The organism is Brevibacillus borstelensis (assembly GCF_003710865.1).
GTDB lineage: Bacteria > Bacillota > Bacilli > Brevibacillales > Brevibacillaceae > Brevibacillus > Brevibacillus borstelensis.
Window position 1 is genome coordinate 197,157 of the sequence record NZ_RHHO01000012.1, and the last position, 19,779, is coordinate 216,935.

At 54.5% G+C, this 19,779-nt stretch carries 21 protein-coding genes and 1 riboswitch; of the genes, 4 read left to right on the forward strand and 17 right to left on the reverse strand.

Annotation, left to right across the window (positions count from 1 at the left end; genetic code table 11):
* Positions 1-66: 66 nt before the first annotated feature.
* The 10 genes from EDM54_RS07180 to EDM54_RS07225 form a co-directional block, all read right to left on the reverse strand.
* Positions 67-510, reverse strand: a complete 444-nt coding sequence (locus EDM54_RS07180; RefSeq protein ID WP_003388592.1) for a EutP/PduV family microcompartment system protein — start codon at positions 508-510, stop codon at positions 67-69.
* Entirely contained in the window at positions 507-848 is a 342-nt protein-coding gene (eutS, locus tag EDM54_RS07185; protein ID WP_003388593.1) for an ethanolamine utilization microcompartment protein EutS, read from the reverse strand. Before eutS ends, EDM54_RS07180 begins: the two co-directional genes overlap by 4 nt.
* Before the next feature lie 3 nt (positions 849-851).
* Entirely contained in the window at positions 852-1,139 is a 288-nt protein-coding gene (locus tag EDM54_RS07190) for a EutN/CcmL family microcompartment protein (RefSeq protein WP_003388594.1), read from the reverse strand.
* Between the two features lie 4 nt (positions 1,140-1,143).
* On the reverse strand, positions 1,144-1,962 hold the full coding sequence (locus tag EDM54_RS07195) for a hypothetical protein (protein ID WP_031932529.1): 819 nt from the start codon (positions 1,960-1,962) through the stop codon (positions 1,144-1,146).
* A 6-nt stretch (positions 1,963-1,968) separates the two neighbouring features.
* The gene (gene pduL / locus EDM54_RS07200; RefSeq protein WP_003388596.1) at positions 1,969-2,748 is read right to left on the reverse strand and encodes a phosphate propanoyltransferase; all 780 of its coding nucleotides are present in this window, start codon (positions 2,746-2,748) and stop codon (positions 1,969-1,971) included.
* Between the two features lie 6 nt (positions 2,749-2,754).
* Positions 2,755-3,042, reverse strand: a complete 288-nt coding sequence (eutM, locus tag EDM54_RS07205; RefSeq protein ID WP_003388597.1) for an ethanolamine utilization microcompartment protein EutM — start codon at positions 3,040-3,042, stop codon at positions 2,755-2,757.
* 62 nt (positions 3,043-3,104) lie between these two features.
* Positions 3,105-4,598, reverse strand: a complete 1,494-nt coding sequence (locus tag EDM54_RS07210) for an acetaldehyde dehydrogenase (acetylating) (protein WP_122957989.1) — start codon at positions 4,596-4,598, stop codon at positions 3,105-3,107.
* Positions 4,595-5,113 carry a BMC domain-containing protein gene (locus tag EDM54_RS27225; RefSeq protein ID WP_003388599.1) on the reverse strand — a complete coding sequence of 173 codons (519 nt, stop codon included), beginning with the start codon at positions 5,111-5,113 and terminating at the stop codon, positions 4,595-4,597. Before EDM54_RS27225 ends, EDM54_RS07210 begins: the two co-directional genes overlap by 4 nt.
* A gap of 16 nt (positions 5,114-5,129) precedes the next feature.
* Entirely contained in the window at positions 5,130-5,780 is a 651-nt protein-coding gene (gene eutL, locus EDM54_RS07220; RefSeq protein ID WP_003388600.1) for an ethanolamine utilization microcompartment protein EutL, read from the reverse strand.
* 331 nt (positions 5,781-6,111) lie between these two features.
* A complete protein-coding gene (locus EDM54_RS07225; RefSeq protein WP_039071560.1) occupies positions 6,112-7,017 on the reverse strand; it encodes a LysR family transcriptional regulator in 906 nt (301 codons plus the stop codon).
* Positions 7,018-7,224: 207 nt separating this feature from the next.
* Here EDM54_RS07225 and EDM54_RS07230 point away from each other — a divergent pair, with 207 nt between their 5' ends.
* The gene (locus tag EDM54_RS07230; RefSeq protein ID WP_122957990.1) at positions 7,225-8,292 is read left to right on the forward strand and encodes a YeiH family protein; all 1,068 of its coding nucleotides are present in this window, start codon (positions 7,225-7,227) and stop codon (positions 8,290-8,292) included.
* A gap of 127 nt (positions 8,293-8,419) precedes the next feature.
* Here the strand turns inward: EDM54_RS07230 and EDM54_RS07235 are convergent, their stop codons facing one another.
* Together EDM54_RS07235 and EDM54_RS07240 are read right to left on the reverse strand one after the other, a co-directional pair.
* Positions 8,420-8,752: a PepSY domain-containing protein gene (locus EDM54_RS07235; protein ID WP_122957991.1), complete on the reverse strand. Its 333-nt coding sequence runs from the start codon at positions 8,750-8,752 to the stop codon at positions 8,420-8,422.
* A 97-nt stretch (positions 8,753-8,849) separates the two neighbouring features.
* Positions 8,850-9,896, reverse strand: a complete 1,047-nt coding sequence (locus EDM54_RS07240) for a Gfo/Idh/MocA family protein (RefSeq protein ID WP_122957992.1) — start codon at positions 9,894-9,896, stop codon at positions 8,850-8,852.
* A 111-nt stretch (positions 9,897-10,007) separates the two neighbouring features.
* Here EDM54_RS07240 and EDM54_RS07245 point away from each other — a divergent pair, with 111 nt between their 5' ends.
* The gene (locus EDM54_RS07245) at positions 10,008-10,706 is read left to right on the forward strand and encodes an ABC transporter ATP-binding protein (RefSeq protein ID WP_003388609.1); all 699 of its coding nucleotides are present in this window, start codon (positions 10,008-10,010) and stop codon (positions 10,704-10,706) included.
* A gap of 6 nt (positions 10,707-10,712) precedes the next feature.
* Positions 10,713-11,939, forward strand: a complete 1,227-nt coding sequence (locus tag EDM54_RS07250; RefSeq protein WP_122957993.1) for an ABC transporter permease — start codon at positions 10,713-10,715, stop codon at positions 11,937-11,939.
* Here EDM54_RS07250 and gltC read toward each other — a convergent pair.
* The gene (gene gltC, locus EDM54_RS07255; protein WP_003388614.1) at positions 11,911-12,816 is read right to left on the reverse strand and encodes a glutamate biosynthesis transcriptional regulator GltC; all 906 of its coding nucleotides are present in this window, start codon (positions 12,814-12,816) and stop codon (positions 11,911-11,913) included. The two genes, EDM54_RS07250 and gltC, sit on opposite strands and share 29 nt — an antisense overlap.
* Positions 12,817-13,005: 189 nt before the next feature.
* Here gltC and EDM54_RS07260 point away from each other — a divergent pair, with 189 nt between their 5' ends.
* Positions 13,006-14,283, forward strand: coding sequence for a Glu/Leu/Phe/Val family dehydrogenase (locus tag EDM54_RS07260; RefSeq protein WP_003388616.1), 1,278 nt, complete (start codon positions 13,006-13,008; stop codon positions 14,281-14,283).
* A 104-nt stretch (positions 14,284-14,387) separates the two neighbouring features.
* On the opposite strand, the gene cshA is transcribed toward EDM54_RS07260, so the two are convergent.
* The 4 genes from cshA to EDM54_RS07280 all read right to left on the reverse strand — a co-directional run bounded on the left by cshA (position 14,388) and on the right by EDM54_RS07280 (position 19,395).
* Positions 14,388-15,890 carry a degradosome RNA helicase CshA gene (gene cshA, locus EDM54_RS07265; RefSeq protein ID WP_003388618.1) on the reverse strand — a complete coding sequence of 501 codons (1,503 nt, stop codon included), beginning with the start codon at positions 15,888-15,890 and terminating at the stop codon, positions 14,388-14,390.
* A gap of 117 nt (positions 15,891-16,007) precedes the next feature.
* Positions 16,008-16,205 carry a cold-shock protein CspD gene (gene cspD / locus EDM54_RS07270; protein ID WP_003388620.1) on the reverse strand — a complete coding sequence of 66 codons (198 nt, stop codon included), beginning with the start codon at positions 16,203-16,205 and terminating at the stop codon, positions 16,008-16,010.
* Positions 16,206-16,411: 206 nt separating this feature from the next.
* Positions 16,412-17,281: a transporter substrate-binding domain-containing protein gene (locus EDM54_RS07275; RefSeq protein WP_024984496.1), complete on the reverse strand. Its 870-nt coding sequence runs from the start codon at positions 17,279-17,281 to the stop codon at positions 16,412-16,414.
* A gap of 140 nt (positions 17,282-17,421) precedes the next feature.
* The gene (locus EDM54_RS07280) at positions 17,422-19,395 is read right to left on the reverse strand and encodes a methyl-accepting chemotaxis protein (protein WP_003388623.1); all 1,974 of its coding nucleotides are present in this window, start codon (positions 19,393-19,395) and stop codon (positions 17,422-17,424) included.
* A gap of 99 nt (positions 19,396-19,494) precedes the next feature.
* Positions 19,495-19,587, reverse strand: a riboswitch (cyclic di-GMP riboswitch).
* Between the last annotated feature and the right edge of the window lie 192 nt (positions 19,588-19,779).

The following is a 19,779-nucleotide window of genomic DNA, read 5'->3' on the forward strand; positions in this document are numbered from 1 at the left end:
ATAATACCCATAATTCGATGAAATCAATTAAATTTTCTCACATAACAACTCGGACGAAAAGGAAAACTAGCGAGTTTCCAAGCTTTTCAAATGCTCCATCAGCTCGGGAATGCCTTCCTTCGTATAGGCGGAAGTGGGAAAAATGACGGCATTTCCGATGGATTGACGGAGAAACGCTTCCGCCCGGGCCACGTTGGCAGCGGGATGGTCGATTTTCGTGATGACGCCGATGCACGGCTGAGGAAAACCGGATGAAAAACCCGGCGGAAAGTAGTTTCGCTCACGCGTCGCGTCCTGTACCATCAGGATTGCTCCCGCTTCCAGAGACGTCGCCATCAGCGTCCGGTAGTACATCGGATTTTCGCTGTACTCACCAGGCGTGTCGATCAGCCAGTCGCGAAACTCCAATGCTTGCGTTTTCCTGGCAGGCTGCTCGTCGTTGAACAGCGCTTTGACCAGAGAAGACTTGCCCGCCTCGATCGCACCGATGATCATGACCCGCTTTTTCATGACTTCGTCACCAGCGCAGGGGTAAAGCGCAGTTTTTCGCTCAGTACGCGATTGACGGCGTCTACCGCCATTTCCACCGCAGAGACGTCGCCGACGACGATCAGCGAGCCGGTAAAGCGGTCGAGAAAGCCGAGCTCCACATTGGCTGCCTTGGTGGCGATGTCGGCCGCGATGATCGCGGTCTCCGTCGGAGTGAGGGTCAAAATGCCGATGGCACCCGCTTCGTTGATACCGAGCTTGGTGTACAGCATTTTGTCTGGATTGGCGATCACGTGGGCCAGCGTTACCTGTTTCCCCGGCACAAATTCCTGTATGACGCGTGAACGTTCCTGTTCCATACCCTATCCCTCCCCTTCGGTCGCTCCCGGCACCTCAAACGAATCGACGATGCCCACGATAGCGGCATCGATCGGTACGCTGTTGGAGCCAAACAGGATGCGGGCAGGCGTGCCTCTGGAGACAATCACCTGCTCGCCGATTCCTGCTCCGATCCGGTCTGCGGCAATCACGGTTTGGCCGTTTTCCCGCCCGTTCCAATCAACAGGCTGAACGACCATCAGCTTCAGATTTTCCATCCCGCTTTCTTTTTGGGTGGCCCATACGCTGCCGATCACTTTTCCCAAAAACATGCGATCACCCTTTTCCCAGATAGGAGACTGTTACCCCGCGTTCTCTCAGACTGTCGTAAGCCAGGGGAGAAACAATCGATCCCTGCTTGACGTACAGCGTGGTATTGCGGAGCTGCGGCTGCGAGCGAATCCAGTCAGCCGTCAGCAAGCGTCCCGAAAATACCGCTTCGGTCTCGTCCAACGCTGTCAGTACTGGCTGCCCCGGGGCCGCTTCCTCTTTTTTCTTTCCTGCGTTCAGCTTGGCGATGACTCTGTCGGCCAGCCGCTTTTGTTCGGCAAACTCCACACCGAGCTCCTTCATCTCCTGCACGTGGCGGTGAAACAGCTTTTCGTACGCAGGCGGCAATGTGAGCGTAGCCAGCGTACGGCGGTCCGCCCGCTTGATACCGGGAACATCGGAGCCGACCAGCACGAACTTGCCCGTCACCAGCGCCGAGAAAACCAGCTCGGCCTTGATCGTTCCCTTCAGACCGTTCGCCACGCGGGCGGCGTTGTCCAAATCAATTTCCGGAATGACAATCCCCGCGTATTCCTTGGGGACTTCAAGCGGGATCGGCGCGTATTCATCCGCCGTCAAAATCTTTCCGGCTCCGCCGCACTCGATCTTGTGCATGCCCAGCCAGCTTGACGTCTCGCCGTCCAGGAAGAGAATATCGTGGCAAATGCCGTGATTTTTCAACTGAATAAAATGATCCGCAAACGCTTCGTGCGCCTGGCTGTCGCAAAAGACGTACAGGACGCGCGGAGCTGGCGGCTTCTTCTCTTGGTTCATCGATTGCAGGATTTCCTTGGTGATGGATGCCACCATTTCCCTGATATCCATGGTGTATTACCTCCCTTGACGGGTGTAGAGCTGGCCGTTCTTGCCGATGACCTTGACCCGGTCGCCCGTTTTCAGGTTGGCTGCGTTGCCTTCGTCCAGATCGACGTGAAAATCAAGCGCAAAGCGCGGATTCACGCGAACCACCACATCCGGATAGATGATGGGACGCTCGCCGGTCGTCTCCAGAATCAGCGTGTCGCCATCCTGTACCTGATACTCCTGCGCCTCGGCTTCGGACATGTGCACATGCCGCTTGGCTACGATCACGCCTTTTTCCAGAATCCGCGAGCCCTTGGCCGTCACCAGCACCAGGCCGGGTGTCCCTTCGATGTCGCCTGACATCCTTACAGGTGCGTGAACGCCCAATTGAAAACCATCCGTGCGGGAGATTTCCACCTGGGTCGCGCCACGGGCCGGTCCCAGGATGCGGACGCCGTGAATGGAGCCTTTGGGGCCGACGATCGTGACCGTTTCCTGGCAGGCAAACTGGCCAGGCTGCGACAGCTCGCGAAGAGGGGTCAGCTGATAACCGGGACCAAAGAGTGCCTCCACATCTTCCGGCGACAAATGCACGTGCCGGTTGGATACACCGACCGGGATATATCGTTCCGGCTGACTTTGGACGGCAGGCTGCAGATGTTCTTCAGACGATTTCACTTCAATCCCTCTTCCCTTTAAAAAATCGGCCGCTGCCGGGGTTAATTTGTCCCCTTTCTCCAGGAGAAAGGGGTTGGGAATACCGCTTTTATGCATAGCTCGCAAGGATGTTTCTGTAATGACCGCCATACGGCATTACCCTTCGAGCTTCGGCAGAATCAGTTCAATGTCGCCGTGCGGACGCGGGATGACGTGAACGGATACGAGTTCGCCTACTTTTTCTGCTGCTGCTGCGCCTGCGTCAGTGGATGCCTTTACTGCGCCTACATCGCCGCGGACCATAACGGTTACCAGACCGCCGCCGACATGCACCTTGCCGATGAGCTTCACGTTCGCTGCTTTTACCATTGCGTCTGCAGCTTCCACTGCACCTACCAGACCTTTTGTTTCCACCATGCCCAATGCTGCCATTTCTCCTGCCATTTTCTATTCCTCCTTGGATATTGTCTTTGGATTTATATGGATATTGATTTTGTTAACTTCGCTTATGCCTTTGCGGTCATTTCCGCCAGCACCGACTTGATGATGTCTTTGATCTCATCCCGGCTGAGGCCGACGTTGAGAGACGATACCGCCTCAAGAGCCGCTGCTTCCGTCGCGGCAGTTGCCGCTACTGGCTGGGACGGGGGCATCTCGCGGATGCCAAAGGCGACGCGCTTGACGTTGAGCAAATGCTGCGGCCCGATGTTGTCGGACGTGATGTTGTTCCCAAACGAACCGCATCCGAGCGTCAGCGACGGCTGGATTCCGGTCGTCGCGCCGATGCCGCCAAAGGTGGTGCCGGTATTGACCGCGATCCGCGATGCCGGCTGGGCGAGGCCAAATGCCGTGATGACGGCTTCATCTTGGGCGTGAATCCCCAGCGTATGGCCGAGTCCGCCCAAATCCAGCAGCTCCCGGCAGCGCTTCGCCCCTTCTTTCCAGTCCAGGACCGTATAAAATCCGAGGATCGGAGAGAGCTTTTCCACCGACAGCGGGAACGCCTTGCCCACCTGTGTTTCTTCTCCGATCAGCACGCGGGTGCCCGTCGGAATGGAGATTCCCGCCAGCTCTGCGATGGCTTGCGGGGAGCGGCCCACGACCTTGGCGTTGAGCGAGCCGTTGATCATAATGACAGCGGCCACTCTTTCTTTTTCCTGTTCATTGAGGAAATAGGCGCCTTCCCGCTGCAGTGCGGCAATGACCTGCCGCTTGATCGACTCGTCTACGACCAGTGCCTGCTCGGAGGCGCAGATCGTGCCGTAGTCAAACGTTTTGCTTTGTACGATATGCTTCGCTGCTGCAGCCACGTCTGCCGTGTGGTGAATGTAGACCGGCACGTTTCCCGGTCCGACGCCAAAGGCGGGCTTGCCCGAGCTGTAAGCCGCTTTTACCATCGCCGTTCCGCCTGTAGCCAGAATGACGTCAGTCAGCTTGTGCTTGATCAATTCATTCGTCGCCTGCAGAGTCGGTTTGGTAATGCAGTGGATCAGCCCTTCTGGGGCCCCTGCGCGTACAGCTGCCTCGGCCATCAGCCTTGCCGCTTCCAGCGTGCATTTTGCCGCAGACGGATGCGGGCTGAAGATGATCGCATTGCGCGCTTTGAGCGCGATCATCGACTTGAAGATCACCGTCGAGGTCGGGTTTGTGGAAGGAACGATTCCCGCTACAATCCCTACGGGCTGCGCTACCTCCCAGACCTTGTTCTCCTCGTCCTTGCGAATGATCCCTACCGTTTTGCGGTCCTTGATCGCTTCGTAGACGCGCTGTGCGGCAAACAGGTTTTTCATCCGTTTGTCCGGCACATTCCCAAAGCCGGTCTCCTCCACAGCCATCGCAGCCAATCGCTCAGCAGCTTCCTCGCCCGCCTTGGACATCGCCGCAACGATGGCATCCACCTGTTCCTGGCTGAAGCTCTCCAGCTTGGCCTGCGCTTCTTTGGCTTTGGCGAGGAAAGTCCTTACTTCCTGCACCGAGTACAAATCAGCATCCAGCATCATTTGTCTTCACCTCCATCTTTCCGCTTGGCTTCCAGATGGCGAATCAGGTCTTCTTTTTTCGCCGTGTTGATCTCTTGCTGGGAAAGCGGGAATTCCGCATACGAGCGGGCCAGCTTTCTCAGATCGTTGATCGACATGGCGTCAAGCTCTGCAGCTTCGGTATTGTCGACCGCCGCCTTTTCTGCAGCCGATTGCTCCTGGGCAGCAGCCTGCGGAGCGGATTCCTTTTGACTAAACATCTTTTTGATCATCTGGGGCACAGACTCGTCCGGGCGCGGTATGACGTGGGAATGCAGCAGGCGTCCAACCCGCTTTGCTGCGTCCGAACCCGCGTCGACTGCGGCCTGCACCGACGAGACATCGCCGATGACGTAGACGGTGACGATTCCGGCATCTGCTCCTTCATAAGTTACTACCTGGACATCTGCCGCTTTGGCCGCGGCATCTGCGGCAGCGACTAGTGCCGGAAAGCCCAGCGTCTCGATCATGCCGAGCGCATATGCATGAGCACGCATTTACGTTTCCTCCCGCTTATCGTTTTACTGGCGTTGCAGCGACACTTCGCACCGCTTCGGCAAATGCCTCTGCCGCAGCGCTGCACGCCGACTGGCTGCCGGTCAGGAGCGCTCCCCCGAAGTTGGTTTCTGTAGGCGGGCCAAAGAATTGCTTGAGCTCCACATCCGCCGCCTTGAGTGCGGCGTCGATGCCGTACATGGCTTCGAGGGGAGGGGCGATCAGATAGGCCAGCGGTTCGCCCTCGGGAATACCCGCCACCTGGGACAGATAGCTTCCTGTCCGCGATACGACGTGAGCGTAGTATGCGTGCGTTCCTTCCTCATTGAGCGAATAAAAGCAAGCCCCGTTCGCCATGAAAGCAATCGCCGCATCGAGGCCGCTTTCCACTTCGGAGGGAGTAGCGCCTCCGATCACTCCGATAAACTCACCCGACAACGGACCCGAGGCGTGGGCCGAACCCGCGTAAAACGAACGGGCATAGACCACTTCCACTGCCGCTTTCTTTGTCGCTTCATCAATGGCTGTGTAGCCTACATCATCGATCGTTGAGGTAAGCAGCCCCAAGCTTCGGATGTGGGGAGCCACATTCAGCTTCTCGGCCAGCCGGGGATCCACATTGGGGATCATCCGTACGGCCAGTGGCGTTGCTCTGATCGGTTTTTCCAATGCCAGTCACGCTCCTTTCCGGTAAAGGCACCAACCCTTTGCCAAAAAACGCAAAAAAGGTGCCGAAACACATGGGTGTAACCCTCGTGTTCTTGGCACCTTTGCCTTTGATTGTTCACTTGTCATAAAAAAGAAAGAAGTGGGGAAATTCTGTTTACTCCCCGTGTTTTCACTTTATTATAGCCCACCCGAAAATGCAAGCGTTTTCTTCCGTTTTTCCTGTGATTTCCGTACGTAACGGCTTTACAGACCGTTTGCCTTTTCAGAGAGCAGCGGTCTTTTTTTGCCCCAAAATAACGCCTTACTCAAACCGCAGGAGAAGGAACACTGATCACTTCCGCTCCAGAGAATCGGGGAGCACATCATTTTTCCGCAGCAAATCGAGAAAAATATCGAGTGCTTTCGTCCGAAACGGATTCGCTTGCGTCACCAGGGAAAATTTCCGCATGATCGGCGTTTCAGATAGCTTTACGGTGCTCAGCGACCCCAAGGTAAGCTCTTTGCGAATCGCCCAGGAGGAAAGCAAGCTGACGCCCGTTCCCGCCTCTACCGATTCCTTGATGATCTGCGTGCTGCCAAATTCCATCAGGTTTGCCGGAGACAGACCGAGTCTGGCAAACATTTTTTCGGCGGCTTCCCTCGTCCCTGAGCCCTCTTCCCGCACGATCCACGTTTCTTCCTCCAGCTCCTCTACCGTCACCTTTACTTTTTTGGCCAGCCTGTGGCTGGACGAGACGATGATCTGCATTTCGTCGTCGGCAAACGGCTCAATGCTCAGCTTTTCATGCCGACACTCTCCTTCCACGATGCCCGCATCCAGCTGTCGTCTGGCAATAAGATCGACAATCTCTTTTGTATTGTGGATCGTGATCGTCGGCTTGATTTTGGGGTACCGGTCGCGCAGGCGGGCAACCACGTGGGGAAGCACATACTCGCCAAACGTATAGCTCGCACCGATGATCAAATTGCCGCTTGGCGTATTCATCAGATCGTCCACCAGATCGCGCATGCGCGTGTGAAGTCCGAGAATCTCCTTGGCATGGTGATACACGATCTCTCCCGCTTTGTTCAGGCGTACATATTTGTTGCTTCGCTCCAGCAAGCGAGTGCCGAATTCGCGTTCCAGCGCTTGAATATGCTGGCTGACTGCCGGCTGTGTCATGTGAAGCTGCTCGGCCGCGCGGGAAAAGCTTTCTTTTTCCGCCACTGTTACAAAAACAAGCAACTGCTGATCCATTCTGCCCCCCACCCGTTTTCGTGTGTCTTGGCCCCATTATACTATTTTGCTTATCATCATTATCATAATGATTTATTTTTCTTATTCACCGGTTTGCCGTATGCTGGAGTTGGTTGTAAAACAGTTCGGAGGAAGCCTCTCTTTTGGAGAGTGCGGCACGAGGGCCATTGTCTTTTCCTTCTGCAAAAAAGTAACGGAGATGATGCAATGTCTACTCAATTGAAAAACAGCATGCCCACGGATGACGAAGCCGCTTTGGCAAAAGGCAGGCCCGGCGCGGCAAAAAAAGCGCCGGCAGCCTGGCTGTGGCTGGCGGGAGTGGGTTTTACCTTTATCGTGGCCCTGCTCGGATACGGCCTTGCACAGGTTCCCGGCTTTGACCGCGTGGGCCAACTGGCATGCGCCATCCTGATCGCGGTAGCTTACCGCCAAATCTGGGGATACCCCGAAGCGATCCGGCCCGGTATCCAATTTTCCGCCAAACGGCTGCTGCGTCTCGCCATCATTTTGTACGGACTGAAGCTGAATATCGATGTCGTCATGTCGGATGGCTTGGGGTTGCTCGTATACGATGCGGGCGTTATCGTCTTTTCCATCTTCCTGACCCTGCTGATCGCCAAATGGCTGAAAGCGGACACCTCGTTGTCGCTCATGCTTGGAGTGGGTACCGGTGTATGCGGAGCGGCAGCCATTGCAGCGGTGTCCCCCATCATCAAGGCTAAGGACGAGGATACGGCGATTGGTGTAGGAATTATCGCACTCGTCGGTACCATTTTCGCTATCACCTACACCATCCTGAGGCCGATTCTGCCTTTGTCGCCAATCGAATACGGCACCTGGTCAGGGGTCAGCCTGCATGAAATCGCACACGTCGCACTCGCAGCGGCTCCAGCCGGACAGGACGGTCTGGCGATCGGGCTTTTGGCGAAGTTGGGCCGCGTTCTCCTGCTCGTTCCGCTCTGTTTCATCCTCATGTACTGGATGAAGCGGACAGGCAAAGCAGATGGAAACGCCAAGATCGAGTTTCCCTGGTTCCTGATTGGCTTTATCGCCATGAGTGTCTTTGGCAGCTATGTACTGGGCAAGCAGATTCCCGTTTCCTACGGTTTCAGCAGCGGAATCGCCAGCCTCACTACTTTTGTTTTGACGATGGCCATGGTCGGCCTCGGCCTCAATGTCAACCTGCGCGATCTGCGGACCAAAGCATCCCGCCCGCTCATCGCCATGGCGATTACGTCCGTTTTGCTTTCCGTGTTGACGTTTGTACTCGTGTAGATGTGGATGTCGCCTAAAGGAGCATGGTGACTTGATGGCAATCAGCGGGCACGTCCTGGCGCAGCTTTAGAGCAAAAACGGAAAAGACGGCTTGCTGCGAACCCCTCGCCTAAGCCGTCTTTTTCGATCACACGTCTTCTCTTTCGACCTTGCGCACTTTCCCTGTCACCGCATCGATTTCCACTTCATACGGCTGATTTTGCTCGTTGATCACGATGACCTCATAGACGGGCACGCCATCTTCCGTTTCCAGCTCTACATGGACGACTCGTCCCTTTACCTGCTGCAATGCGATTGTCTTGGCCTGCTCTACGGTGATAAGCTGCCGCGCCGGAGCCAGGTTGGCAGGCTGGTCCACACGACCGGAGTCATTCGCCGCGAAAGCTGGTTGGCCTGCCAAAGCAATCATGCAGCACAACCCCAACACGCCCAACATCCTTCTGGTCGTCGTCTTCTTCATGTTTCCTACCCCCTTTCCACGGCTTGTTACGCACATAGTTTGTCTCCGGCCCGCGCCTTTATTCCTCCAAATCCCTTTTCTTGCTTATCGTCCCAAATCACCGCATCCAGTCTATCCGCTGCACTTCCCCCGTCTCCAGCGACCGCTGGATCGCCGTCATGACCCGGAGAACCTGAACACTCTCCTCGGGAGTGACAACCTGGGGTCTTTCCCCGGTTTTGACACAGTCCACGAAGTACTGCAGCTGATTGACAAAGGGGTCACCCGGCTCGATTGCAACAGGCTGTCTGCTCCCCTCGCCATACCAGAAAAAATGGCTCTGTTTTTTCCCGGAAGCTCTGTCAGACGTATAGGAAAAGTCGAGCGTTCCCACTGGTCCATTCACCCTCATCGCGACGGAAAACGGGAAGTCCTTCCCCATCAGGTGCGAGCCTTCGACGACTGCCTTGCTTCCGCTTGCAAACACGAGATTGGTCACCACGTGATTCCAGGCTCCATTTTCGCTTTGCTTGCCGACAGCGTATACCGAAGCGACCGGCCCCAGCAGGTGGATCAAAAAGTCGATATCGTGCAGATGCAGGTCAAATAAAGCCCCGCCGCTCTTCGCCGGGTCCTGAAACCACGAACTCCAGTCAGGCGGCTGCGAAAGCCGCTGGGCATAGATCATCTCTGGCCGACCGAGCCGCCCCGCATCGATCCACTGCTTGATCGCGACGTACTCCGGCCAAAAGCGCAATACCTGCGCGACCATAAAGAGTACATTTGCCTGCCGGACCTCCTCCAGCATCCGTTCAGCCGCAGCGGGCGTGAGAGTGATCGGCTTTTCACACAAGATATGCTTGCCGGCCCGGGCAGCCTGTACGACATGCTGTTCATGCAAATCCGTAGGCAGGCAAATGTCGATGATGTCGATCTCCTCCTGCTCCAGCATAGCCTCCAGAGCAGGATAATAACGGCAGGCGTATTCTTCAGCCATCTGCTCCCCTCTTTCCCGATTGCGCCCCGCGATTGCCACCACCCGGGCGCTCCTGACTTGCCGGTAGGCGTTCAAATGCGTCTGGCCGATATTTCCGGCTCCGACCAGTCCTATCTTTACGATTCTGTCTTCCTTGTCCGAAATCTGTTCGGATTCAGAGGCTGCCATATGCAATCCCCTCCTTCTTTTGGCATTCTGCTTGTCCCCCGCATTCGTGATATGATAAAGAGGGCCTTATCCGTATATTGGAAAAAAGCACGGCCTTTGAGGTGAAACCAAATGCTTACATTGGAGAGAGTCACAGGGGGCTACTCGACGGGAAAGCCCGCCATTCACGATATTTCCTTTTCCGTCCAATCCGGTGAAATCGTCGGACTGATCGGCTTGAACGGAGCAGGGAAAAGCACCATTTTGAAGCACGTCCTCGGGTTTTTGCAGCCGTCTTCCGGGACGATCGCCTTCTCCACAGATCAGCCGCTGCTCGCCTATGTACCGGAAATGCCGGAATTGTACGAAGAGCTGACTCTGTGGGAGCATCTGCAGTTCATGGCAAAAGCGTACGGGCTAGAGGAACAGCAGTTTCAGGAACGGGCCAAACGGCTGCTGGAGCTATTCAGACTGGACAAAAGGGCGCATCATTTTCCCGGCTCCTTTTCCAAAGGCATGCGGCAAAAGGTGATGATCCTCTGCGCCTTTCTCGTAAAGCCGGATGTCCTTGTCGTGGATGAGCCGTTCGTCGGCCTGGACCCGCTTGCAACCGAGACACTGCTGAACCAGCTTACAGAAATCAAGCAGGAAGGGACGGCGATCTTGCTGTCGACACATGTGCTGAGCCTTGCGGAGACGTATGTGGACCGCTTCGTCATCGTCCACGGCGGGAATATGTCGCTTCACGGCACGCTTGAGCAGATGCGCCAGCAGGCGGGGCTGCCGGATGCTACGCTTGAACAGTTGTTTTTGGCTGCGGTGCGGGGGTGATGTGCCATGGCGTTTGATCCACTCTACGCGACAAGGCTGCAGGCCGCCTGGCAAACAGGGCAGAGGTACGCCAAGAGAGCAGTAGCCGGAAGCAACTCGCTCGGCCTGGTGGTGCTTTATTTTCTGGCCGCTTTCCTGTACATGAGGGTTGCCGAGTCCCTGACCGGCACCTTCTGGACCCAGTTGGCCGCCTGCCTGTTGACCGCTGTGTTTGTGGCTCCGTCCTCCGTTCGCACTTTTTTGCGAAAAGCCGATCTGGCCATGCTGGCGCCTTCTCCTTACCCGATGAAACACTATTTGCGGTCCGCGTTTGTCTACAGTCTGCTGGTGCAAGCTGCCGGCATGCTGCTTTTGGCCGTGATCGTCTATCCGGTGTATAAAAGGACAGCCTTGTCTCCGGGCTCATGGGTGCTGCTCGCCGGCAGCCTCATCCTGCTGAAAATGTGGTGCAGCGACCTGTACTGGCGGCACGTGCGACTGGAGCGCGATTCTTTTCTGCTCCTTGTCGCCATATGGGGGATTGCCGCCCTGTTTCTGTACGGCTTCTGGACAAGCAATAGGGTGTACGCGGCCGCTGCGCTTGTGCTCATGGTGATCCTGACCGCCATGGCGATGAGCAAGGCCGCTCGATACCACCTGCCGTGGCTTTTCCTGATCGAAAAGGAAAACAAGCGTATCGACCTGTACTACACCATCCTGAATATGTTTATCGATGTCCCCCACAAGCGGAAAAAGGTGCGCCCCAGAACGTGGGCCATCCGCCTTTTTGATCGGTTGACCGGAGACAAGGGCGATGCGTATCTCTATGTGCTCGTCCGCCACGTCATTCGGACCGGAGAGACATTTGCGATTTATCTGCGTTTGGCATTCTTGACGCTCGCCCTGATCGCATGGGCAAAAGCGCCTCTTTTGCTGTACGCGCTTTGCCTGCTTGGCCTCGCTGCTGCCGGAAAACAGGTAACACAGCATATCCGCACCATCGTGCATCCTCCGTCCATCCGGCTTTTGCCGATCGCATCGGAAGAGCGGCAGCGGGCAGCTTTCCGGCTTTGCCTGGCCATGCTCGGGCTGATGACCGCCGGAATGACCGTCGTTATTTTGAGCAAGACGGCGCCGCTTTTGGACAAGCTCGCGCTGATTGCGATCTGCTGGATATGGACGTATTTGCTGACGGCGTATTTTTTCCGTCGCAAGAAAACGGCGGCTAACTATCAAATCCCTCTAAAACGCTGAAGAACTGCTTGAGAAAGTCACAGAACAATTTCTCCGTGGGCGGCAGCTCCCGGTCAGCCGGGATAATGACGCCCACGGTGCGGGTAACGGTCGGCTCCGTCACCGGGATCATGACGGTGCTGCGGGGCCGATTGTCTGTCAGCGTGATTTCAGGCAGCAGCGTGACCCCCAGTCCGGCCGCCACCAGCCCTTTGATCGCGTCAATGTCCTCCCCTTCAAACGAGATGGTCGGCCGAAAGCCGAGCTGACCGCACGCCTGTACGACCAGCTCTCGCAAAATGAACCCCTCCGGGAACAAGACGAACCCTTCCTCGCGAAGCTGACTGAGCTGCAGCCTAGCCTCCCCTGCCAATCGATGGTGGGAAGGAAGCAGCGCCACGATCTTCTCCAAAAACAGCGTATGGCCAATCACCTGCTTTTCATCCTTGGGAACCGGTCCAAGGAGAGCCAGATCGATTTCTCCCTTGATCACCGCATCGATCAATTGCCGGTACGATCCCTGGCGCAGGTGAAACTGCACATGCGGATGCTGTTCGCGAAAAGCGGAAATGACGGTGGGCAATGTGTAGGCCGCCAAGCTGCTGGGAAATCCGATGCGGATCGTCCCGCGCTCCGGGTCCAAAAATTCCTCGATCTCCCGTTTGGCTTTGTCAATCACCTTCATCGCCTGCTCCATATGCTCCAGAAACACTTTTCCGATCGGGGTCAGCCGTACGTTGCGTCCATCGCGGATAAACAGATTGACGCCCAATTCTGCCTCCAGATTGACGATCTGCCTGCTGACCGCCGATTGCGCGATATGGAGGGCATGGGAAGCTTCCGTCACATGCTCCCGTTTGGCTACCTCGATAAAATACTGAATCTGCCTCAGTTCCACCGTTCTCCCCCTCTCTATTTTTATTCATCTCATTTCGGCATTAATCTCATCTATATTCTATATTGTTTCGATTAATCCTTACAGATAAAATACTTTTGTATTCCGTTCATCTTTTTTTAAATTGTTCTGATTACTATTACTGCTCTATTTAAAATTATTTAAAAATAGAGAAAAAAGAGGGAGAGAACTATGGCGATTTTCCAGGAGGTTCAACAATCGGCGGGTGAAGTCCTCAATCCGTATGAAATTGTGCAGACCCAAATTGAAACTGCAGCATCCCTGCTCGGATTGGAGCGCGGCGTGGTAGAAATACTGAAAAAACCGAAACGGGTATTGTACGTTTCTTTCCCGGTCAAGCTCGACGACGGCAGTATCCGCGTATTCGAAGGCTTTCGCTCCCAACACAACGATGCGATCGGACCGACAAAAGGGGGCATCCGCTTTCACCCGGATGTGACCCTGGATGAGGTAAAGGCGCTGTCGATGTGGATGACGTTCAAATGCGGCGTCGTCAGCCTGCCCTACGGCGGCGGCAAAGGCGGTGTTATTTGCGATCCCCACGAGTTCAGCAAAGCGGAAATCGAACGGATCAGCCGCGGCTTTATGGAAGCGATCGCGGACATCGTCGGTCCGGAAAAAGACATCCCGGCCCCGGACGTTTATACGAACCCGCAAATTATGGGGTGGATGATGGATACGTACAGCCGGATCAAAGGTTCTTACAGCCCCGGCGTCATTACCGGCAAGCCCCTGATCATCGGCGGATCGAAAGGACGCAGTGAGGCCACCGCACGCGGCTGTGTATACACCATCGAAGAAGCGATGAAGGATATGGGCAAATCGCTGCAGGGAGCGACCGTCGCCATCCAGGGCTTTGGCAATGCAGGGCGCATCGCGGCTGACCTGCTGTCCGGGCTCGGCTGCAAGATCGTAGCTGTCAGCGACTCCAAAGGCGCTCTCTACGACCCGGCCGGGCTGGATCTGGCCCAGGTGGAGAAATTGAAGGATTCGTCCACCATTTTGGATTACGACGCCCGTTTCCACCTCCAGCAGCCAGAGGAGCTGTTGGAGCTGGATGTAGACATTTTGGTCCCCGCTGCGCTGGAAAACGTGATCACATTGAAAAATGCCCATAAAGTCAAAGCGCGCATCATCGCCGAAGCGGCCAACGGCCCGACTACGCCCGAAGCAGACAAAGTGCTGCACCAAAACGGCGTCTTGGTCATCCCCGACATTCTCGCCAATGCAGGCGGCGTGACCGTCTCGTACTTTGAGTGGGTGCAAAACCTGATGAATTACTACTGGAGCGAAGCCGAAGTAAACCAGAAGCTGCGCGACGTCATGACCCAGTCGTACTGGGCCGTTCGTTCAATCGCGCAGGAGTACAAAACGGATTTCCGCACAGCCGCTTACATGATCTCTCTCAAACGCATCGCAGAGGCGATGAGAGCAAGAGGCTGGGTGTAGAGCTCCTGCACATTCCGGATCAAATAATCAAAGCCGCCCGGCATCAGCGCTTGGCGGCTCTTTTTGTGGCCTAGAGTCGGCGCAGAGGTTGCTCTGGCGCTGCTCTAGTCTCTATTGCGGTCACGGTCGCGATCCCGATCCCAGTCTCTTCTGTTCCTGTTGTGTTGGGCCGGTCTTCCTTTTCCATGCCCCGCTCGCGAGAAGCCGCCTCCGCCTCCGCCGCTCCGCTTGGCTCCGGTACGAGGGCCTCTGCCTCTGGACTGATCCATCATTTTTCTCTTGCCTACGCGCAGAGGGGCTTCCTCTGTCAAACGGACAGGAGTGGTGTCGGGTTCCTTGGTAAGCAGCTTCAATGCAGCGGCTACCAACGTTACGGAATCGACCTCATCCAAAAGCTGCTCAGCCAGCGACTTGTACATGCTCAGCTCGCCGCTGCCTGTCGTCTCCATCAGTTTGTCCACTGTCAGACGCTGTTGTCCCTCGATCGCTTCGGCAAGCGTCGGAACAGGCTTTCTTTCCATCTTGCGGTTGGTAGCCTTCTCGATATAACGCAGGTGGTCTGTTTCTCTCGGAGTGACCAGCGTAATCGCCAAGCCTGTTTTACCCGCACGCCCGGTTCTGCCGATGCGGTGGACATAGCTCTCTGAATCCTGCGGAATGTCAAAGTTGTACACGTGGGTAACCCCGCTGATATCCAATCCGCGAGCGGCCACATCGGTAGCGACCAGCACTTCGATCGTGCCTTCCTTGAACTTGCGAAGCACGCTGTCGCGTTTTGCCTGATTCAAGTCGCCGTGGATGCCTTCCGCACCGTATCCGCGCTTGTTCAGAGCCTCTGCCAGCTCGTCTACGCGGCGTTTGGTCCGTCCGAAGATAATCGCCAGCTCAGGCGAATGGATGTCCAGGAGACGGCACAGAACATCAAATTTCTGCTTCTCCGGCACTTCCATATACTGCTGCTGGATATTGGGAACGGTCAATTCCTTCGCCTTGATCGAAATGGTAACAGGGTTTTTCATGAAATTGCGGGCAATTTCCTGGATCGGGCGCGGCATCGTCGCCGAGAACAGCAGGGTTTGCCGCTCTTCCGGCATCTCTTGCAAGATAGCCTTGATGTCGTCGACAAAGCCCATGTTGAGCATTTCATCCGCTTCATCCAGTACGACCATTTCCACACCGTGCAGACGAATCGTCTTGCGGTTCATATGGTCCATGAACCGGCCCGGAGTAGCAACGATAATTTCAGGGCGCTTTTTCAATGCCCTGATCTGGCGCTGGATATCCTGTCCGCCGTAGATCGGCAGAGCAGTCACTTTTTTGTGCTGGGCAATCTTGTTCAGTTCTTCAGCTACCTGAACAGCCAGTTCCCGGGTGGGAGTGAGGACTACCGCCTGGATCTGTTCCTTTTCGCTATCCACTCTTTCCACGAGCGGGATGCCGAAAGCAGCGGTTTTCCCTGTACCGGTTTGTGCCTGCCCGATTAAATCCTGTCCCTGCAGGACGGTGGGGATCGTCTCCGCCTGAATCGGTGTCGCCTCTTCAAACCCCATGTCACTCAGGGCGCGGGCTACCAGATGATGGAGCCCAAAATCATAAAATGTTGCCAATGCGCGTCAATCTCCTTTGCTTAAATCTAAATGTCCTACCACTTAAAATGACCGAAAAAGAGGGCTGTATTCCTGTTGATGGAATAAGCCCTCTTTTCGCGTCTATATCAGAAGGATTTACAGTTTGTTTACGTTTGCAGCTTGTGGACCGCGATTGCCTTCCACGATGTCAAATTCAACGTTTTGTCCTTCTTCCAGGCTTTTGAAACCATTTCCTTGGATCGCGGAGAAGTGAACGAATACGTCGTCACCATCTTCACGCTCAATGAAACCAAAGCCCTTTTCTGCATTAAACCATTTTACTTTTCCGATCACGATTGTGGCCTCCTCATGTAAACAATTGATAAAAAGCAAGAAAACCTCAAAACCGTTTCCGCTTGAAACCTCATGAGAGGCCGCAAAATCGTTCCCGGGTATTCATGTCTTTTTAACATAGATAATATCATACCATCATTTTCGTCAATTAGCAAACATCGCTGCGTGCCTACACGCAGCGATATTTCCACTATAGCAATATTTGGCTATTGGAGCCACTTTTTGTACAGCTCATCAAATTTGCCTTGCAGCTTCATTTCATCCATCCATACATCCAGATAGCTGGCAAAGATAAAATCTCCGCGGTGGATCATGTACGCTTTTTCGCTTTTGGTGAAAGGATTGTCAGTCAAAGCCGCATACAAGCGCGGGTCTGCCTTTTGGTAAACCATGGCTTCCAGCGTGTCCGTAATCATCACATCATAAGTGCCATTGGCTACGAGGCCCGGAATGTCGAGGTTGTTTTCCACTACTGTCACCTTCGCGTTTGTCAGGTGCTCGCGAACAAATTTTTCGTTGGTTCCGCCTGGATTCACGCCAATGCGGACAGTCGGCTTGTTGATGTCTTCAACGGTTTTGTACTTGTCTTTATCCTCTTTGCGGATCAGCGGAGCCTTTCCGAATTGGATGTAGCCTTCGCTCATGTGGGCCTTTTTCTGTCTTTCGGTATTGCGGGTAACGCCGCCAACAGCGATATCGAATTTGTCAGCCAAAAGGTCATCCATCAATGTCGGCCAGGAGGTTTGGACGAAGCGGGCTTCTACGCCCAGACTTTTCGCAAACTCTTTCATGGCGTCGATATCGTAACCTTCAAACTCGCCAGTCTTCGGATTCAAATATGTGAAAGGTTTGTAGTCACCCGGTGTGCCGATGAGGATGTACCCCCGCTTAATGATCGCATCGAGGCGGGACTCAAACTTTTTATTTTCCTGTTTCAGATCGGTATTTTTCGCGTATACAGCATTTTGATTGGCCGCCGCGACAGAGCTCATCGCCGAAGCATTGCCGACTGTGCCTGTCGCAAGCAAAGCAGCGGCTACAGTACTTGCCATCATGAGTTTTTTCCAGTTTTTCATCTTCTTCTCCTCCAGATCCAATGCTTTTGTCTTTGTTTCTGCCTCAACACTTTCCAGATGTTTCCTGCTATCTCCCAGAGGCATCCCCCCTTTCGCAGGAGGCTTTTCCTACTGATATCCAAAATGGCCACAGCGTATGGCTACAGCGTAAATTTCCCAAGCCTCTTCTGCATTTCATCCACCACATCTTGCAGCTTGCCGACGGATTCGGCAATATCTTCAATCGTACGCAGTTGTTGATGTGTCGCTTCCGCCACATTTTTTGCATCCTCGGATGCATGGTTGGCGATGGCGTGCATTTCTGCCACCGATGCGCTTACCTCTTCCGAACCGGCCGACATTTCTTCCGAAGCGGCGGAGACTTCGAGGATGTGGTCTGCTACATTGCGCGAGGCGCTCATGATGCGATCAAAAATGGCTCGCACTTCCTCGATCAGCTCAACACCGTCTTTCACGTTTTTATTCCCGGCATCCATCGCCTCTACTGCTTCCGCGGTATCCTGCTGGATTTCCTGGATCAGCTGAGCGATTTTCGCCGCCGATTCTTCAGACTGATGCGCCAGACTCTTCACTTCACCCGCTACAACCGCGAAGCCGCGGCCATGCTCGCCTGCCCGTGCCGCTTCAATCGATGCGTTCAAGGCGAGGAGATTGATCTGTGAGGTCAGCCCGCTGATCGTGTCAAGAATGCTTTCGATTTCCTGGGACCGCGCATGCAGTTTTTCGATGGCTGTCGACACCTTGGCAGTGCCCTCTCCGATACTCGTCATTTGCTGCACGGCGTGATCTACCACCGTAGCGCCCTGCTCCGCCTGTTTGGCCGCCTCCTGCGCAGATTCCGATACCCGCGAGGATGTCTCCGCAATCTTCACGATGCCGACGGCCATATCATTCATCGAAAGCGCGACTTCCTGCGCACTGCCAGCCTGCGCTGCGGCGCCGTCAGCAATTTGTTGAACAGAGCTGCTGATCCGGTTTACTGCCTGGGTCGCTTGATCTATCCCGGCAGATACTTCCTTGGTGAAGGAGAGCACCTCATCCGAAGACAGGGAGACACCCTGGATCAAGTCCTTCAAATGATTCACCGTTTGGTTGAAATCGCGGGACAACACGGCGATCTCGTCTTTTCCTTGCACGGTCACGCTATTGGTCAAGTCGCCCTTCGCCACCACCTGCACCACCTGGTTCAGACGCTGAATAGGCCGGACCATGCTGACTGCCACGGCATAAACGACGGCGATAGCGAGAACGATAGCGACGCCGGAGATGATCAACAGCTTCACCATCAATTCAGCGATAGGGGCATGCAGCTCTTCAGATGGAGCGGCAATAAATACCCCCCAGTGTTGGTCAGTAGACGCGTAGGATGCGAACATTTCCTTGCCATCCGCCTCGTACTGAACCGTTCCCTCTCCGCCGCTCTGGATCGCTTGGAAAGCCTCCTGCAGCTGCGGAATATCGGTAGTAGCCAGAGACTCCTTCAGGATCAACTCTTCATTTGGATTCCAGACATAGGTTCCTTTTTGACTGACGAGGAAAGCGTAGCCTGTCTGCCCAAAGGTTTCCTCGGAAACGGTTGTCTGAATTTCGTTGATCGGGATGGTAGACCCCATGTACCCGTACTGCTTGTTGTTTTTCATCAGCGGTACGATGATCGTCACGATATTGTTGCCGGTACGCTTGGAGACGACCGGCTCCGAGATGATCACTTTCCCTTCGCCTTTTCCCGCAGCCTGAAAGTGCTCCCTGTCGGAAACCTGTGTCACTTCGCCTTTGAAGTTGATGACACGGTTTCCGGTCAGGTCGTAGGAAAAGAAGAAGGTTTCAAACTCCGGGTGTTGCTTCTGGGCGTCCTGAATCAGCTTCAGGTCCTTTGCCTGATCGTTGTCTTCCGAGATCATTTTGGAAATCGTTTCGAGAATGATAATTTTGCTGTTAAAAAACGTTTCAATCTGTTCAGACAGATTTTTTGCGCTCAGCTCGGCTTCCTTGTCAAGGCTCGTTTCCAGAATACTCGAGGAGCTCCAGTAACTCGCAACAGATACAGAAATCAAACTGATAATTAGCAGGATGCTCATCACCACAATCAGTTTTTGCTTGAGACTGTTTCCCATGGATATGATCCCTCCCTATCCCCCTACACGCGACGACCTGCCTTCTTTTTTGGGCACAAAAAAAAGAAGACTGCCATTCCGACAGCTTCTTTGCTTCGGTCTGGCAACCCGGCTGTCGTAGCCGCATTTTTATGCAGCCTTAGACCCGTGGCTTTGCGTCCCCGCCTTTCAGTGGGTTTGCCTTTTTCAGAATTTTTAATTAGGTTAAAAATACTATAGCAAAATTATAATAACATACTCATAACCTATTGAGCGTAGTAAATGAGGACTATTTTGCGAACAAAAAAATATCATACAATCTGTGACAAATCATCATTTACTATCAATACCGGTTGAATAAGCCGGAAAATAATCATAGACTTATATATAGACGGAAAATAAAAA

Excerpts from the sequence above, each read along its gene's own strand:
- EDM54_RS07180 (WP_003388592.1), bottom strand. The coding sequence starts at position 510 with ATGAAAAAGCGGGTCATGATCATCGGTGCGATCGAGGCGGGCAAGTCT.
- eutS (WP_003388593.1), bottom strand. The coding sequence starts at position 848 with ATGGAACAGGAACGTTCACGCGTCATACAGGAATTTGTGCCGGGGAAA.
- EDM54_RS07190 (WP_003388594.1), bottom strand. The coding sequence starts at position 1,139 with ATGTTTTTGGGAAAAGTGATCGGCAGCGTATGGGCCACCCAAAAAGAA.
- EDM54_RS07195 (WP_031932529.1), bottom strand. The coding sequence starts at position 1,962 with ATGGATATCAGGGAAATGGTGGCATCCATCACCAAGGAAATCCTGCAA.
- pduL (WP_003388596.1), bottom strand. The coding sequence starts at position 2,748 with ATGGCGGTCATTACAGAAACATCCTTGCGAGCTATGCATAAAAGCGGT.
- eutM (WP_003388597.1), bottom strand. The coding sequence starts at position 3,042 with ATGGCAGGAGAAATGGCAGCATTGGGCATGGTGGAAACAAAAGGTCTG.
- EDM54_RS07210 (WP_122957989.1), bottom strand. The coding sequence starts at position 4,598 with ATGATGCTGGATGCTGATTTGTACTCGGTGCAGGAAGTAAGGACTTTC.
- EDM54_RS27225 (WP_003388599.1), bottom strand. The coding sequence starts at position 5,113 with ATGCGTGCTCATGCATATGCGCTCGGCATGATCGAGACGCTGGGCTTT.
- EDM54_RS07225 (WP_039071560.1), bottom strand. The coding sequence starts at position 7,017 with ATGGATCAGCAGTTGCTTGTTTTTGTAACAGTGGCGGAAAAAGAAAGC.
- EDM54_RS07230 (WP_122957990.1), top strand. The coding sequence starts at position 7,225 with ATGTCTACTCAATTGAAAAACAGCATGCCCACGGATGACGAAGCCGCT.
- EDM54_RS07235 (WP_122957991.1), bottom strand. The coding sequence starts at position 8,752 with ATGAAGAAGACGACGACCAGAAGGATGTTGGGCGTGTTGGGGTTGTGC.
- EDM54_RS07240 (WP_122957992.1), bottom strand. The coding sequence starts at position 9,896 with ATGGCAGCCTCTGAATCCGAACAGATTTCGGACAAGGAAGACAGAATC.
- EDM54_RS07245 (WP_003388609.1), top strand. The coding sequence starts at position 10,008 with ATGCTTACATTGGAGAGAGTCACAGGGGGCTACTCGACGGGAAAGCCC.
- EDM54_RS07250 (WP_122957993.1), top strand. The coding sequence starts at position 10,713 with ATGGCGTTTGATCCACTCTACGCGACAAGGCTGCAGGCCGCCTGGCAA.
- EDM54_RS07260 (WP_003388616.1), top strand. The coding sequence starts at position 13,006 with ATGGCGATTTTCCAGGAGGTTCAACAATCGGCGGGTGAAGTCCTCAAT.
- EDM54_RS07275 (WP_024984496.1), bottom strand. The coding sequence starts at position 17,281 with ATGAAAAACTGGAAAAAACTCATGATGGCAAGTACTGTAGCCGCTGCT.
- EDM54_RS07280 (WP_003388623.1), bottom strand. The coding sequence starts at position 19,395 with ATGGGAAACAGTCTCAAGCAAAAACTGATTGTGGTGATGAGCATCCTG.